This window comes from Klebsiella sp. BIGb0407, from assembly GCF_024807845.1.
In the GTDB taxonomy this organism is placed as follows: domain Bacteria; phylum Pseudomonadota; class Gammaproteobacteria; order Enterobacterales; family Enterobacteriaceae; genus JGM124.
The window spans coordinates 287,636-302,402 of the sequence record NZ_JANUEQ010000005.1; the positions used below are offsets into that span (position 1 = coordinate 287,636).

12 protein-coding genes are annotated in these 14,767 nt (G+C 50.0%); 6 read left to right on the forward strand and 6 right to left on the reverse strand.

The annotated features are described in order from the left end of the window. Nucleotides 1-9 precede the first annotated feature (9 nt). Nucleotides 10-1,242: an oligosaccharide MFS transporter gene (locus M2387_RS16540; RefSeq protein ID WP_259050970.1), complete on the reverse strand. Its 1,233-nt coding sequence runs from the start codon at nucleotides 1,240-1,242 to the stop codon at nucleotides 10-12. A gap of 405 nt (nucleotides 1,243-1,647) precedes the next feature. On the opposite strand from M2387_RS16540, the gene mntP reads away from it, so the two are divergent. Next, nucleotides 1,648-2,220 carry a manganese efflux pump MntP gene (gene mntP, locus M2387_RS16545; protein ID WP_259050972.1) on the forward strand — a complete coding sequence of 191 codons (573 nt, stop codon included), beginning with the start codon at nucleotides 1,648-1,650 and terminating at the stop codon, nucleotides 2,218-2,220. Nucleotides 2,221-2,256: 36 nt separating this feature from the next. Here the strand turns inward: mntP and xylB are convergent, their stop codons facing one another. Together xylB and xylA are read right to left on the reverse strand one after the other, a co-directional pair. Beyond that, nucleotides 2,257-3,711, reverse strand: a complete 1,455-nt coding sequence (gene xylB / locus M2387_RS16550; RefSeq protein WP_259050974.1) for a xylulokinase — start codon at nucleotides 3,709-3,711, stop codon at nucleotides 2,257-2,259. 64 nt (nucleotides 3,712-3,775) lie between these two features. Further along, nucleotides 3,776-5,098: a xylose isomerase gene (gene xylA, locus M2387_RS16555; RefSeq protein ID WP_259050976.1), complete on the reverse strand. Its 1,323-nt coding sequence runs from the start codon at nucleotides 5,096-5,098 to the stop codon at nucleotides 3,776-3,778. Nucleotides 5,099-5,458: 360 nt separating this feature from the next. Here xylA and xylF point away from each other — a divergent pair, with 360 nt between their 5' ends. The 4 genes from xylF to xylR all read left to right on the forward strand — a co-directional run bounded on the left by xylF (nucleotide 5,459) and on the right by xylR (nucleotide 10,499). After that, nucleotides 5,459-6,454, forward strand: coding sequence for a D-xylose ABC transporter substrate-binding protein (xylF, locus tag M2387_RS16560; protein ID WP_259050977.1), 996 nt, complete (start codon nucleotides 5,459-5,461; stop codon nucleotides 6,452-6,454). A 108-nt stretch (nucleotides 6,455-6,562) separates the two neighbouring features. Next, nucleotides 6,563-8,095 carry a xylose ABC transporter ATP-binding protein gene (locus M2387_RS16565; protein ID WP_259050978.1) on the forward strand — a complete coding sequence of 511 codons (1,533 nt, stop codon included), beginning with the start codon at nucleotides 6,563-6,565 and terminating at the stop codon, nucleotides 8,093-8,095. Continuing rightward, nucleotides 8,082-9,251, forward strand: coding sequence for a xylose ABC transporter permease XylH (gene xylH, locus M2387_RS16570; protein ID WP_259050979.1), 1,170 nt, complete (start codon nucleotides 8,082-8,084; stop codon nucleotides 9,249-9,251). Before M2387_RS16565 ends, xylH begins: the two co-directional genes overlap by 14 nt. Before the next feature lie 69 nt (nucleotides 9,252-9,320). After that, nucleotides 9,321-10,499 carry a D-xylose utilization transcriptional activator XylR gene (gene xylR, locus M2387_RS16575; protein WP_259050980.1) on the forward strand — a complete coding sequence of 393 codons (1,179 nt, stop codon included), beginning with the start codon at nucleotides 9,321-9,323 and terminating at the stop codon, nucleotides 10,497-10,499. Here xylR and M2387_RS16580 read toward each other — a convergent pair. Then, nucleotides 10,491-11,693 (reverse strand): MFS transporter, encoded by a 1,203-nt coding sequence (locus M2387_RS16580; RefSeq protein ID WP_259050981.1) that lies wholly within the window; start codon nucleotides 11,691-11,693, stop codon nucleotides 10,491-10,493. The two genes, xylR and M2387_RS16580, sit on opposite strands and share 9 nt — an antisense overlap. Then, nucleotides 11,690-12,673 (reverse strand): aldo/keto reductase, encoded by a 984-nt coding sequence (locus tag M2387_RS16585; protein ID WP_259050982.1) that lies wholly within the window; start codon nucleotides 12,671-12,673, stop codon nucleotides 11,690-11,692. The genes M2387_RS16580 and M2387_RS16585 overlap by 4 nt, the downstream gene beginning before the upstream one ends. A 103-nt stretch (nucleotides 12,674-12,776) precedes the next feature. On the opposite strand from M2387_RS16585, the gene M2387_RS16590 reads away from it, so the two are divergent. Continuing rightward, nucleotides 12,777-13,688, forward strand: a complete 912-nt coding sequence (locus M2387_RS16590; RefSeq protein WP_259050983.1) for a LysR family transcriptional regulator — start codon at nucleotides 12,777-12,779, stop codon at nucleotides 13,686-13,688. On the opposite strand, the gene M2387_RS16595 is transcribed toward M2387_RS16590, so the two are convergent. Further along, entirely contained in the window at nucleotides 13,657-14,742 is a 1,086-nt protein-coding gene (locus M2387_RS16595; protein ID WP_259050984.1) for an iron-containing alcohol dehydrogenase family protein, read from the reverse strand. The two genes, M2387_RS16590 and M2387_RS16595, sit on opposite strands and share 32 nt — an antisense overlap. Nucleotides 14,743-14,767: the final 25 nt, after the last annotated feature.

Below are 14,767 nucleotides of genomic sequence, written 5' to 3' on the forward strand. Positions count from 1 at the left end.
CTCCTTAAATTAATTCACGGTTACCGGCCGTGGAATAAAAACGCGTGCTTTTTCCAGCGTAATAAATGACATCAGGGTAAAGACCAAAGCAATGCTTCCGAGAATAATATAGCTGCTGGTAAAACCAATGCTTTGGTACATATGACCGATGCCGGTGGAAAGGAAAATAGAACTGAAACTTTTCGAGAACTGGAAGCCAATTAAAAATACTGTGGCTGAAAGCAGCGGATTGAAATTGGCAAATATATATTTTAATGCCGCAACCAGCAGGACTGAGCTTTCGAAAGCATGGAGCATTTTAATCATACTGATGGTGACCGGGCCGTCTGCCCAGGCAGAACCAATAATGCGCATACTCATAATCATGCCGCAGTATAACAGGGCGTTTTTGGGGCCGATTTTATTAACAAACCAGGGAGCGAAGAACATCACTACGGCATCAAGGCCTATCTGAACCGTGGTTAAATAACCGAAGACTTCAGCCCCCCGGGCTTTGCTCTCAAAGAAGGTACTGTAATAGATAGCAAACTGCTGATCGTAAGTTTCATAAACGGCGCCAACCCCTACCATATACATCGCGAAGAACCAGAACTTCTTCATTTTTAGCAGCGCGGTAGCATCGCTTAAGGTAACCGATGAGTTTGTTGTGAGTTGCTGCGTATCTTGCTGACGGGTCTCAATCTTCATTCTTGAGATAACCACCAGGAGACAAACCCCTGCGAAACTGGCAAGCCAGAACATCAGATTTGCGTCGATACCGTAAAGCCGCCCGGCAAAAAAGACGCCGATCGCGGCACCAATACCACCAAACATTCTGGCACGGCCAAATTCAAACCCGGAAATACGGCTGACTTTATCAATATAGGCTTCACAAATACCACAGCCTACGCCGTAAGCCATACCAAGATAGACACCACCGGCCAATGTTCCGAGGAAAATATTGACTTTTAATAACGGGGCAAAAACATAAATAAAGTAGGGGGCGAATAAGGTAATAATTATCCCTAACATCCACATCAGGTTTTTACGATAAACTAATTTATCAGAGATAAATCCAAAGAGTGGCTGGAAGCAAACCGCAATAATTGCCGTGAAAGAATAAACCAAGCCAACATCGGTATAATCAATACCAACGGTTTCCGTTAGCCATAATGATAAATAGGGAAAGCAACATCCCCAGGTAATATAAAAGAACAGGAAAAAAAGACAGCTTGTAGAGTAGTTTTTATTTAATTTGAACATGGTAAGCCTCATTTCCTTTGTGCAGGAATATCATTGTGTAGACGCGAGTAAAGTTACCTCTTTACATAATGGGGAGTCATGAAAGTTTCGCTGTCGAGCAGTAATAATCTGCTATTACTGATGAGGCGTGAGCCGCTTCACATTTGTGATATTAAGGTCACCAATAGACTCATGCAACCGAACCGGTGAACTGCAAAATTCGTAAGGCCATCAATAAACTGAACGTTTTAATACCGGGCAATCAGGTCAAATTATCGCTATTTATAGCATCGGCTATTAAACTTAGCATTGGCTATAACCAATTGAATTATAAGTTTTTTTATTTTTTCCTTTATGGCAAGATAGCGTCAGGTTAAAAATTTAATGCTCTCTCCTCCCTTTTGAGAGCCCACCCGGTAATGCGCTATGAGTTTCTATGCTGTGATCATTCTGGCCTTTGGCATGTCGATGGATGCCTTTGCCGCCGCTATTGGTAAAGGTGCCTCACTTCACCGCCCACCTTTTAAAGAAGCACTGCGTACAGGCCTGATTTTCGGTGTTATCGAAGCGATTACGCCCCTTATTGGCTGGGGTATCGGGCTGGCCGCCAGCCAGTTCATTATGAGCTGGGATCACTGGGTTGCGTTCACTCTGCTATTCATACTGGGTGCGCGCATGATAATCGAAGGTTTCCGTAAAGAATCGGCTGAGCCAGAAGCTGCTCCGAGCCGTCATGGTTTCTGGATATTGGTCACAACGGCGATTGCAACCAGTCTCGATGCTATGGCGGTCGGGGTCGGGCTGGCATTTTTGCAGGTCAATATTATCGTAACGGCTCTGGCGATTGGTGCGGCAACAACCGTGATGGCCACAACGGGCATGCTGCTTGGCCGGTTGCTTGGCGCTAAAATTGGCAAATGGGCTGAGATCTTCGGTGGCGTCGTACTTATCGGTATTGGTAGCTCGATTCTGGTTGAGCATTTGGGGTTGTTTAACTAATAAGGAGCCGACGCATATTGGGTCGGCTCAATATAGTCACGACATCAGCGGCTCTAATTGCTGATAAATCTGTTTAAAGACCTTACGACGTTCCGCATAAAGTTGATGTCGTGCGCTATCAGGCTGGTGCTGTTGTTCCAGGGGTAATTGTGGGAGCAGTGAGGCCAGAGGTTTTCCAGGCGATAAGGCTATCTGAGCCAGGCGAGCGGCACCGAGCGCGGGTCCGACGTCACCGCCAGTGCGATAATCCAGCGTCTGACCGCTAATATCGGCCAGCATTTGTCGCCAGTACGGGCTACGAGCACCGCCGCCAATCAGAGTGACACTTTTCGGTGTGATACCACAGGAATGCACCACATCCATCCCTTCCGCTAATGCATAACCCACGCCCTCAAGCACTGCACGGGCAAGTTCCGCCGGGCCATGCTGGTGGGTCAGGCCAAAGAATACGCCTTTGGCCTGGGGATTATTATGCGGCGTGCGTTCTCCAGACAAGTAGGGGAGAAACCACACTGTATCCGCCTCCTCATTCGCCTGTTCGGCGGCGGCAATCAGGGCTGGGACATTATCCAGACCGGTCAGTCTTGCCGCCCAGTCAAGGCAGGAGGCGGCACTCAGCATCACCGACATCAGGTGCCAGCGATTAGGCAAGGCATGGCAGAAGCTATGCACCGCACTTTCTGGTTTACTGAGAAAGCCTTCGCTGACCGCAAAGTAGACCCCGGAAGTACCCAGCGACAGCATGGCCTGATTAGCCTCGACAATCCCGACACCAATAGCGCCAGCGGCGTTATCACCGCCACCTGCCACCACGGGAACCGCGGGCATATTCCAGGCCTCGGCCACTTCCGTTTTCAGGTTACCGGTAATTTCGCTGCCTTCAAACAAGGCGGGCATCTGCTCACGGCTTAAGTGACAGGCGTCGAGCAGTACGTCACTCCAGTCACGTTTCTCAACATCCAGCCACATGGTGCCAGCGGCATCAGACATATCGCTGGCGAACTCGCCCGTCATACGTAAGCGCAGGTAATCTTTCGGCAGCAGGACTTTATCAATTTTAGCGAAGATTTCGGGTTCATTGCGCTCAACCCACAGCAGTTTGGGTGCGGTAAAACCGGGCATCATCAGGTTGCCAGTAATCTGACGCGAATCGTCAACGGCTGCTTCCAGTAAGGCACATTCTGCCCCGCTGCGGCCATCGTTCCATAAAATAGCCGGGCGTAGCACCTGTTGCTGACTATCGAGCAAAGTTGCACCATGCATCTGCCCTGTGATTCCGAGCGCTTTTACCTGGCTCAGAGAGTGATGTTCACTCAGGGCTTTCATAGCCCTGTCTGTTGCCTGCCACCAGTGTTCTGGGTCTTGTTCTGACCATAATGGGTGCGGGCGAGAAACGGTTAGTGGTTCTGTTTTTGAAGCCAGGACTTCACCCTGTTCCCCGAGTAAAATGACTTTTACTCCCGAGGTGCCAAGATCGATGCCGATATACATAGGACTTGTTCCTTATGACCGCGCCACCTGAGGGTGGCGCGCAAGAGAAAAGGGAGAGTGAACCTTATCTGTCGAAGAGGTAATGGTTGACCAGGTTTTCCAGTAATTCCTGCTGACCACTCTGATGGCGCGGATCCAGATTATGCTGATCGGCATACTGAGCAACTTGCGCCAGTGACAGTTGGCCTTGCAGAATTTGCTGGCCAAACTCGCCGTTCCAGCCAGCATAACGTTTGGCAACACGTTTATCTAATTCGCCGTCTTCAATCATACGGGCGGCGATTTTCAGCGACAGCGCCATCACATCCATAGCGCCAATATGGCCGTAGAAGAGGTCATATTTATCGGTACTCTGACGACGGACTTTGGCATCGAAGTTCATCCCGCCGGTGGTGAATCCACCCGCTTTGAGAATTTCGTACATCACCAGAGAGTTCTCTTCAACGCTGTTAGGGAACTGGTCAGTATCCCAGCCTAACTGTAAATCACCGCGGTTGGCGTCAACCGAGCCAAAGATACCCATGGCGATAGCGCTGGCAATTTCATGGTGGAAAGAGTGGCCTGCCAGAGTGGCATGGTTAGCTTCAATATTCACTTTGATCTCTTTTTCCAGACCAAACTGTTTCAGGAAGCCGTAGACGGTTGCCACATCGTAGTCGTACTGGTGCTTAGTCGGTTCCTGTGGTTTTGGCTCAATCAGCAGCGTGCCACGGAAGCCGGTTTTGTGTTTATGCTCAACCACCATATGCATAAAGCGGCCGATTTGTTCGCGTTCCTGGCGCAGGTCGGTATTGAGTAAGGTTTCATACCCTTCACGTCCGCCCCACAGTACATAGTTTTCGCCACCCAGTTTATGGGTCGCATCCATCGCTGCAACCACCTGAGAGGCCGCCCAGGAGAACACTTCAGGATCCGGGTTAGTGGCAGCACCGGCGCCATAGCGTGGGTTAGTGAAGCAGTTTGCGGTTCCCCAAAGCAGTTTCACGCCGGTTTCTTGCTGTTTTTGCGCCAGCAAGTCGGTCATTATCGCAAAGTTATTTTTATACTCTTTCAGCGAGCTGCCTTCAGGGGAAACGTCGATATCGTGGAAACAGTAATACGGAACATTTAACTTGTGGAAAAATTCAAAAGCGACATCGGCTTTGTATTTCGCCAGCGTCATAGCATCCCCTGGTTTCTGCCACGGTCTGTCAAAGGCTCCGACACCAAACATATCGGTACCTGCCCAGCAGAAGGTATGCCAGTAACAGGCTGCGAAGCGCAGATGATCTTCCATACGTTTGCCCAGCACTAGCTCATCGGGATTATAGTGATGGAATGCCAGTGGATTAGTACTTTTAGGGCCTTCAAAACGTACGCGATCAAGTTTATCGAAATAGGCTTGCATAATTGACTCCGTATTCAGAAAAAGGTCTGCCAGGGGAATAGGTATTAATCCTGGGATTTACTGCGCGGATGTACAATTACGTTATTTCACATTCAGCTTCAGAGAATACTCAAACGTGCGCCAGTTCTCAAAATACGGTAAAAACAATTTTTTGCTTGTTGAAAACTAAACGAAAATACGCCTGACAGTATGTTGGTTAATTTAAAATCAGATCGCCATCATAATTTCGACATTAAACCAAATATCGTAATGGAAAGATAAAAATCAGTAATTGCTTCTTTAATCCCCAGAGACAACAATCCAATTCGTCTGCAGATGTACACACCTTTTTATTCCGATAACCCTACAGGTAAAAATAAAATGAATATTAAGAAACTGTTACTGACGTCGTTATGTGCTTCACTGGTGCTGACCAGCTTCGGTGGTATGGCTAAAGAAGTAAAAATAGGTATGGCTATCGATGATTTACGGCTTGAGAGATGGCAAAAAGACCGCGACATCTTCGTTGCAAAAGCAGAAGAAAAGGGCGCAAAAGTCTTCGTACAATCAGCTAACGGCAGTGAAGAAACACAGATTGCACAAATCGAGAACATGATTAACCGTGGTGTTGATGTCCTGGTTATTATTCCTTATAACGGCCAGGTATTAAGTAATGTTATTGCAGAAGCAAAACGTGAAGGGATAAAAGTATTAGCTTATGACCGCATGATTAATAATGCTGATATTGATTATTATGTCTCATTCGATAATGAAAAAGTCGGGGAGCTTCAGGCGCAAAGTATTATCGACCGCGTCCCATCAGGTAATTATTTCTTAATGGGTGGGTCACCTGTCGATAACAATGCCAAATTATTCCGTGAAGGACAAATGAAGGTGTTAAAACCTTATATTGATAGCGGAAAAATCAAAGTCGTCGGCGATCAGTGGGTTGACGCGTGGCTGCCAGAAAATGCCCTGAAGATTATGGAAAATGCTTTGACGGCAAACAATAACAAAATTGATGCTGTTGTTGCTTCAAATGATGCTACCGCAGGAGGCGCAATTCAGGCATTAAGCGCCCAGGGTCTGGCAGGAAAAGTGGCTATTTCCGGGCAGGATGCCGACCTCGCCGGTATTAAACGTATTCTGGCGGGTACCCAAACCATGACGGTATATAAACCTATCACCACGCTCGCCAATACGGCTGCCGAAATTGCTGTCGAACTGGGTAATGATCAAAAGCCAGCCGTTGATAGCGTCCTGAATAACGGCCTCAAAGATGTTCCTTCCCGCTTACTGACTCCTATTGAAGTGGATAAAACCAATGTCGACAGCACTGTTGTCGCCGATGGTTTCCACAAAAAGAGCGATCTCTAATCTGAATAATTCATGTGGCTCCAAACCACTTGAAGTATGACGGATATTGAGCCCCTCCCGCCCGTGATATCACCGGGTGGGAAAATTCAGGCCAGGCGGGGAAAAGGTATGCCGTACTTGCTGGAAATGAAAAATATCACCAAGGCTTTCGGGGTCGTGAAGGCGGTGGACAGCGTCAGTTTGTCGCTGAATGCCGGGGAAGTGATGTCCCTGTGCGGTGAGAATGGTTCGGGAAAGTCGACCCTGATGAAGGTGCTGTGTGGTATTTATCCTCATGGTAGTTATGACGGTGAAATCTGGTTTGCCGGTGAGCAACTACAAGCCAGCCATATTCGCGATACCGAACGTAAAGGGATTGCCATTATTCACCAGGAGCTGGCGTTAGTTAAACATCTGACCATCCTGGAAAATATCTTTCTCGGTTCTGAGATGACCCGTTATGGTCTGCTGGATTACGAGAGCATGACGCTCAGGGCAGAAAAACTGCTGGCTCAGGTGAGCCTGAACCTTTCCCCTGATACCCGGGTAGGGGACTTAGGGCTAGGCCAGCAACAGCTGGTAGAAATAGCCAAGGCACTGAATAAGCAGGTGCGGTTATTAATTCTCGATGAACCCACCGCCTCGCTCACCGAACAAGAGACGGCAATACTGCTGGGGATTATTCGCGATTTACAGGCACACGGTATCGCCTGCATTTATATCTCTCATAAGCTCAACGAAGTGAAAGCCATTTCCGACACTATCTGCGTTATCCGCGACGGCAAACCTATCGGGATGCGTGACGCGGCGACGATGGATGAAGATGACATCATCACCATGATGGTCGGGCGTGAGCTAACCGCGCTCTATCCGAATGAACCGCATCAGATAGGGGAAGAAATCCTGCGGGTTGAGCATCTTACTGCCTGGCATCCGGTCAACCGGCATATGAAGCGCGTTAACGATATTTCGTTTTCATTGCATAAAGGCGAGATCCTCGGTATCGCCGGTCTGGTGGGAGCCGGGCGTACCGAAGCGGTGCAGTGTCTGTTTGGCGTCTGGCCGGGTAAGTCACAGGGCGAGATTTTTATCGATAATCAGCCGGTGAGTATTAATAACTGTCAAAAGGCGATTAGCTTAGGCATTGCCATGGTACCAGAGGATCGTAAGCGCGATGGCATCGTTCCGGTGATGGCGGTCGGGCAAAATATCACGCTGGCCTCGCTTGACCAATTTACCGGGCTGGCAACCAGCCTCGACGATGCGGCTGAACAGGATTGCATTTTGCAGTCTATCCAGCGGCTTAAAGTCAAAACCTCATCCCCTGAGCTAGCAATTGGCCGTTTGAGTGGCGGAAATCAGCAAAAAGCGATTCTGGCTCGCTGTCTGTTACTTAACCCACGGATCCTGATTCTTGATGAGCCGACGCGCGGTATTGATATCGGTGCGAAATATGAAATCTACAAACTTATCAATCAGCTGGTTCAGCAGGGCATTGCCGTGATTGTTATCTCCTCAGAATTACCGGAAGTGCTGGGCTTAAGTGACAGAGTGCTGGTGATGCATGAAGGGCGTATCAAAGCCAACCTGGTTAATAACAACCTGACCCAAGAGCAGGTTATGGAAGCTGCACTAAGGAGTGACTCCCATGTCGAAAGGTAACCCCTCTGAAATAAAGCTAGCCAGTCCACTGGGTAGCCTGAAAAAACTGAACCTACAGGTATTTGTTATGATAGCCGCGATTGTGGTGATCATGCTGTTCTTTACCTGGATGACCGACGGCTCTTATCTCAGTGCTCGTAATATCTCGAATTTACTGCGTCAGACGGCGATCACCGGCATTCTCGCTGTGGGTATGGTGTTTGTCATTATCTCGGCCGAGATTGATCTGTCGGTAGGCTCAATGATGGGACTGTTGGGGGGCGTTGCGGCGATTTTCGATGTCTGGTTTGGCTGGCCATTACCTCTGACCATTATCGTCACGCTGGCGCTTGGTCTGGTACTGGGAGCCTGGAATGGCTGGTGGGTGGCTTATCGCAAAGTCCCGTCGTTTATTGTCACTTTGGCGGGTATGCTGGCCTTCCGCGGTATCTTGATTGGTATCACCAGCGGCACTACGGTTTCGCCGACGACTGAGGCGATGTCGCAGATAGGTCAGAGTTATTTATCTGATGGCCTTGGTTTTGGTATTGGCGCATTGGGTTTAATGATCTTTGTCGCCTGGCAATGGCGATTGCGTGCGCGTCGTGAAGCCTTAGGCCTGGCAACCAAGGCATCAAGTAGCACTATAGGTCGTCAGGCGCTGACCGCGGTCATTGTACTGGGCGCCATCTGGTTACTGAATGACTATCGTGGGGTGCCAACGCCGGTTTTGATTCTGGTGCTGTTAATGCTGGTCGGTATGTTTATGGCGACCCGCACTGCATTTGGTCGCCGTATCTACGCGATTGGTGGCAACATTGAAGCCGCCAGACTTTCCGGGATTAACGTTGCGCGTACTAAGATGGCGGTGTTTGCGATTAATGGCCTGATGGTGGCTGTTGCCGGATTGATTCTTAGCTCGCGTCTCGGAGCGGGTTCACCTTCTGCCGGGAATATTGCTGAGCTTGATGCCATCGCCGCCTGTGTTATCGGCGGTACCAGCCTGGCGGGTGGTATTGGTACGGTTGCGGGGGCAGTGATGGGGGCATTTATCATGGCCTCTCTGGATAACGGTATGAGTATGATGGATGTCCCGACCTTCTGGCAGTATATCGTCAAGGGCTCTATTTTACTGTTAGCGGTCTGGATGGACTCAGCGACTAAGCGTCGGGCTTAATATTATGTTATTAATTGTTATGCCGGGGTAATAAGCCCCGGCTTTTCTGTTTATTTTGGGATTGCTAACATGTTTGAGAAGCGCCATCGCATCACCTTATTATTCAACGCCAATAAGGCTTACGATCGTCAGGTGGTCGAAGGCGTGGGTGAGTATTTGCAGGCGTCGCAATCGAAGTGGGATATTTTTATTGAAGAGGATTTTCGCGCCCGTATCGATAATATTAAAGAGTGGTTGGGCGATGGTGTTATTGCTGATTTTGACGATGCTGAAATAGAAGTCTTACTGGATAAAGCCGGTGTACCGATTGTCGGAGTGGGCGGTTCTTATCATCAGACCGAGCATTATCCCCCCGTGCATTACATTGCAACAGACAACTATGCGCTGGTGGAAAGTGCTTTTCTGCACCTTAAAGAGAAGGGAGTGCAAGACTTTGCTTTCTATGGTTTGCCAGGTTCCAGTAATAAGCGCTGGGCGGTTGAACGTGAGTATGCGTTTCGGCAGTTGATGGCGAAGGAAAAGTACCGTGAGGTGGTTTATCAGGGCATGGAGACTGCCCCAGAAAACTGGCAGCATGCCCAGAACCGCCTGGCTGACTGGGTTCAAACCCTGCCAGCACAAACCGGTATTATTGCGGTAACCGACTCCAGAGCGCGTCATTTATTGCAGGTCTGTGAGCACCTGCAGATCCCGGTACCAGAGAAACTCTGTGTGATTGGTATTGATAATGAAGAACTTACCCGCTATTTATCCCGGGTTGCGCTTTCATCAGTCGCCCAAGGGACTCGCCAGATGGGGTATCAGGCTGCCAAGTTATTACACCGTCTGCTGAATAATGAAACCCTGCCTTTGCAGCGAGTGCTCGTTCCGCCTATTCGGGTCGTTGAGCGACGTTCCACGGACTTCCGCGCTCTGCGCGATCCGGCGGTGATTCAGGCGATGCACTATATCTGCAATCATGCCTGTAAAGGGATTAAGGTTGAGCAAGTACTGGATGCAGTCGGGATATCACGCTCTAATCTTGAAAAGCGCTTTAAAGAAGAGGTCGGCGAGACTATTCACGCGGTTATTCATGCAGAAAAATTAGAGAAAGCACGCACTCTGCTCGTATCAACCTCATTATCCATTAATGAAATTTCCCAGATGTGCGGCTATCCCTCATTACAATATTTCTATTCTGTATTTAAAAAAGCCTATGACGCGACGCCGAAAGAGTACCGTGAACGGCACAGTGAGATTTTAATTTAATCGTGCGGGTGCCTTGATCAGTATCACCGGGATCAGACTTCCGGCTATCGCGATGGCAGCAATTACCATCAAGCCATTGATACTGGTGACAGACAACAGGATAGCCCCTGCCAGGGCTCCGGCCCCAATCGCGGCATTGAAGATAGAAACGTAAATAGCCGATGCTGGCAGAGCTGCCTGACCTGCCTCCCTCAATATCCACGACTGAAAACCGACGAAGATAATCGCCACCGATGCCCCCCAAGCGGATAGCAGAACAGCGACCAGCCATGCCGGACTTCCTGCGGGCAAACTACCGACCGCCAGTACTGATAGCGCCATGAGACCCAATGACAGCAGAATCAGAGGCTTAAGATAACGGTCAATATACTTGCCGGAAATAAAGTTACCCACGACACCTGCGACACCAAATACCAGCAGCAGAGTACTGATAAGCGTGATACGGATATGCAGGCTGTGTGATAGCAGCGGTTCGATAAAGGTAAAGGCAGCAAAATGCGCCATAATCGCGCAAGCAGTGGCCAGATAAATCCGCTGAAAAATGCGATTCCTCAGGATCTTCTTCAGGGTATCGGTGTGGATAGGTGCTGAAGGAGCAAGGCGAGGAACCGTCCAGGCAATAGCGAAGGTCGTAACCAGGGAGAGCACCGAGATAACCTTAAATGCCGTCCGCCAGCCATCGAGTTGGGTCAATAAATTTGCCAGAGGAACACCCAGTACACTGGCAATGGAGACGCCGCCAAAGATAATCGATGTCGCGAGACCTATTTTTTTGGCGGGTACCAGCTGAGCACCAATCGAGCCAATCATGGCCCAAAATGCGCCATGAGCTAAAGCTCCCACCATGCGAGCAACCAGCAGTGTTGAAAATTCACTACTGATGCCTGCAATCGTACTGGATACCGTCAGAATCAACATCAGACTGACCAGTAAAGGTTTACGGGGTAACTGTCCAAGAAATATGGCCGATAGCAGCGCTGAGAGCGCTGCAACCCAGGCATAGGCCGTCACGATTAACCCAGCGGTCCCCTCTGTTTGTCCGAATTCGTTTGCAAGCGGTGAAAGTAAGCCAATAGGTGCCAGCTCTGTGGTAACAATCGCGAAAGAGCTGATGCCCAGAACCACGACAGCGAGCCAGCTACGCCACGATGTTGTTTCCTCTGTGGGGATTATTTCTGATGCCCCCGTATTCATGTATTAACTCCTTTCATCCCTTCTGAGGTATAGCGTTCCCCGACCACAGGCAAGGCATCAAGAGCCTGATACAGTCGAGCCATCTCGAGTGGTTCCAGATGCACTGAAAGTGCTCCGAGGTTGTCCTGAAGATGGGTAAGACGTTTGGTTCCCGGAATAGGGATAATGTCATCGCCTTGTGCCAGTAACCACGCCAGAGCAATTTGTGCCGGCGAGCAGCCTTTAGTTGCTGCAAGATCGGTGACGACATTAACCAGAGCACGGTTAGCATCGATATTGTCAGGCTGAAAGCGTGGCAGACTGCCACGGAAGTCGCCTTCCTCAAAGGTGGCATTATTCTGGAATCGACCGGTGAGAAAACCACGCCCCAGCGGGGAGTAAGCGACCAGACTGATACCCAGTTCACGGCAGGCCGGGAGTACCTCGACTTCAACATCGCGGGTCCACAATGAGTATTCGGTTTGCACCGCAGCAACCGGATGTACTGCATGAGCGCGGCGCAGTGTGGCGGCGCTCACTTCACACAGGCCGATACGGGCGATCTTTCCTTCCTGTACCAGCGGGATAAGGCCAGTCATCGTCTCTTCAACAGGCTGATGAGGATCGAGGCGATGGACGTAGTAGAGATCGATCTGTTCAATCCCCAGACGACGCAGTGATGCCTCGCAGCTCTGTCGGGCATAACGCGGGCTATTATCCAGAGTGCGCTGGTATTCCCCCGGTTTGCGGACGATGCCAAATTTGGTAGCAATATGAACATCATGGCTATGTGTTTTCAGGAAATGACCCAGTAGCTCTTCGTTATGGTACGGGCCATACATATCGGCGGTATCAAAGAAATTGATGCCCATCTCTACAGCTTGTTCCAGTGTTTGCAGAGACTGTTTATCATCTCGTGGGCCATAAAATTCGCTCATCCCCATGCATCCGAGACCGAGAGGTGAGAGAGCTAAGTCGATTCCAGGTTTACGCTGTTGCATGATACTTCCCCTTAACAGTACTGAGTGCGGGCAGTATAATCTTCCGATATAGTGGAAAATATAGCCAAAACTGGAACTCAGTTTTCCTGATATGGAAAATGATATGAACACTTCTTTGCTCTGGGATGACGCGCGCGTTTTCCTGGCTATTGCCCGTAGCGGTACCTTAAGTGGGGCATCAGTGACTCTGGAAATGGGGATTGCTACGGTGTCCAGGCGGCTCGATCGTCTGGAGCTGGCGTTAGGCGTGCCATTATTCAGCCGTCATCAGAGTGGCTATCGGCTGACGGATGATGGTGAAGCATTGCTGGAACGTGCAGAGGCTCTGGAATATGCCGGGAATGCTTTTGGTGAAGCCGCGCAGCAGCAGGAGCGAGTCGCAGGCTGCGTACGTCTGGCAACGGCGGAAAATCTCGCTAATCCGCTGATCGTTCCTTCGCTCCCGCAGCTTTTTAGCCGCCATCCGGAACTACGCGTGGAACTAGTCAGTGGCGTACAGACCCTTAACCTTCATCGACGTGATGCCGACTTAGCGATACGAATGAGTAAACCTGAGAGTGGTCACGTCACTATCAAACGGCTTGGGACATTAGGTTTTGGTCTTTATGGTGCCAGAAGCTATCTCGAAACTCGTCGTGCAGGACCGAAGGCGGTGGTATTTGATGAGGATATTTTGATTGGCTGGACGGAAGCTTATAGCCACCTGCCTGCCGCTAAATGGATTTCTCGTCTCTCTCGCGCTCAGCCATGCAGGTTAGAAACCAACACGTTATCAGCCCAGATGTCGGCGGCTCTCGCGGGTGTGGGGCTGGCAGTGCTTCCCCATTATCTTGCCAGACAGACCGATTTGATCTGCCTGTTACCTGAGGTGAATGCCGACCAGCCTATCTGGCTGGTACTGCATACCGATCTTGCGCATTCCCGCCGTGTTCGGGCGGTGGCAGATCACTTGCTACAGTTATTCGAAGATCATCAGTCAGAGCTTAATCCGACTGGAAATCGCGACTCTCGGTAGTCTGGAAGGCCTGGAATAGTGTCTGATTCGTTATCTCAAACGGCAGGCTGTTGCGACTCTTGACGGGAAAAGCGATATTACTGGTTATCTGTTGCAGACGTTCCGTTCGGTCGCCTGACAAAGTCGGTAAACGTAACGGACTATGGAAACGACGTAGTAACTTCAGTAGTTCACCATCAGGTTGTCCGTCAGCATTATCAACCAGCGACTGAATTAACAGGCTATAACCGACCTTTTCCCCGTGCAGCCAGTCATGTAACTCTGGCTGGTGGGTAAGGGTATCGTGAATCACATGGGCAAGTCCTGGGGTATCCAGGGGGCCGCGAATACTATTGGCGAGCCCTGCCAGCACAATATTGGCTTCAATCACTTTTTCCAGCGCCTGAGTCACTTGCTGCTGCTGATTCGCCTTAATTGCCGCTTCACCCCAGAGCAGAAAAATCTCTGTCGCCTGACGCGCTGCGGACACTTTGACATCCAGCGCCAGCAGGTTTGGGTTATGACGCTGATAGGGTTCAAATTCCACCCACTTCGCCAGGGCATCAATAATACCGGCCCGCAGATAACGCACATCGCTGTGGGCGATAACTTCACTGTCGACCAGAATCAATGCCGGCATCGTATCCAGGGCGATGCTTTTAACATGTCCCCCGGCAGCATTATAAATAATTGCCAGGGGGGACCAGGCGGCACAGGTTGCAGCCTGGGTGGGCAGAGTAAAAAGGATCTTGTCTCCAAGCGCGTTATTGACTGCTTTTGCGGTGTCCAGTACCCGCCCACCGCCAATTGCCAGGATCCCTTCTGCCCCTTGTTCGAGCAGGTTATTTTGAAACAGCGCTATAGCGTCATCAGTACATTCGCCTGCCAGGTACTCGAGCTGCCAGCGAATACCTGCTTTGTCCAGGCTATCACTCAGGACGGGGCTAACGGCTTGCCAGGCCGAAGGCGAAGTCAGAATTCGCACATGACCGACATGGGGGCGAATATGCTCTCCTACCTGATGGCGAAGCCCGGCCTGCTGAATATAATTCCCCGGTGATTTTACTGAAAACATAGGCTGTTCCTTATCTATAGATTCA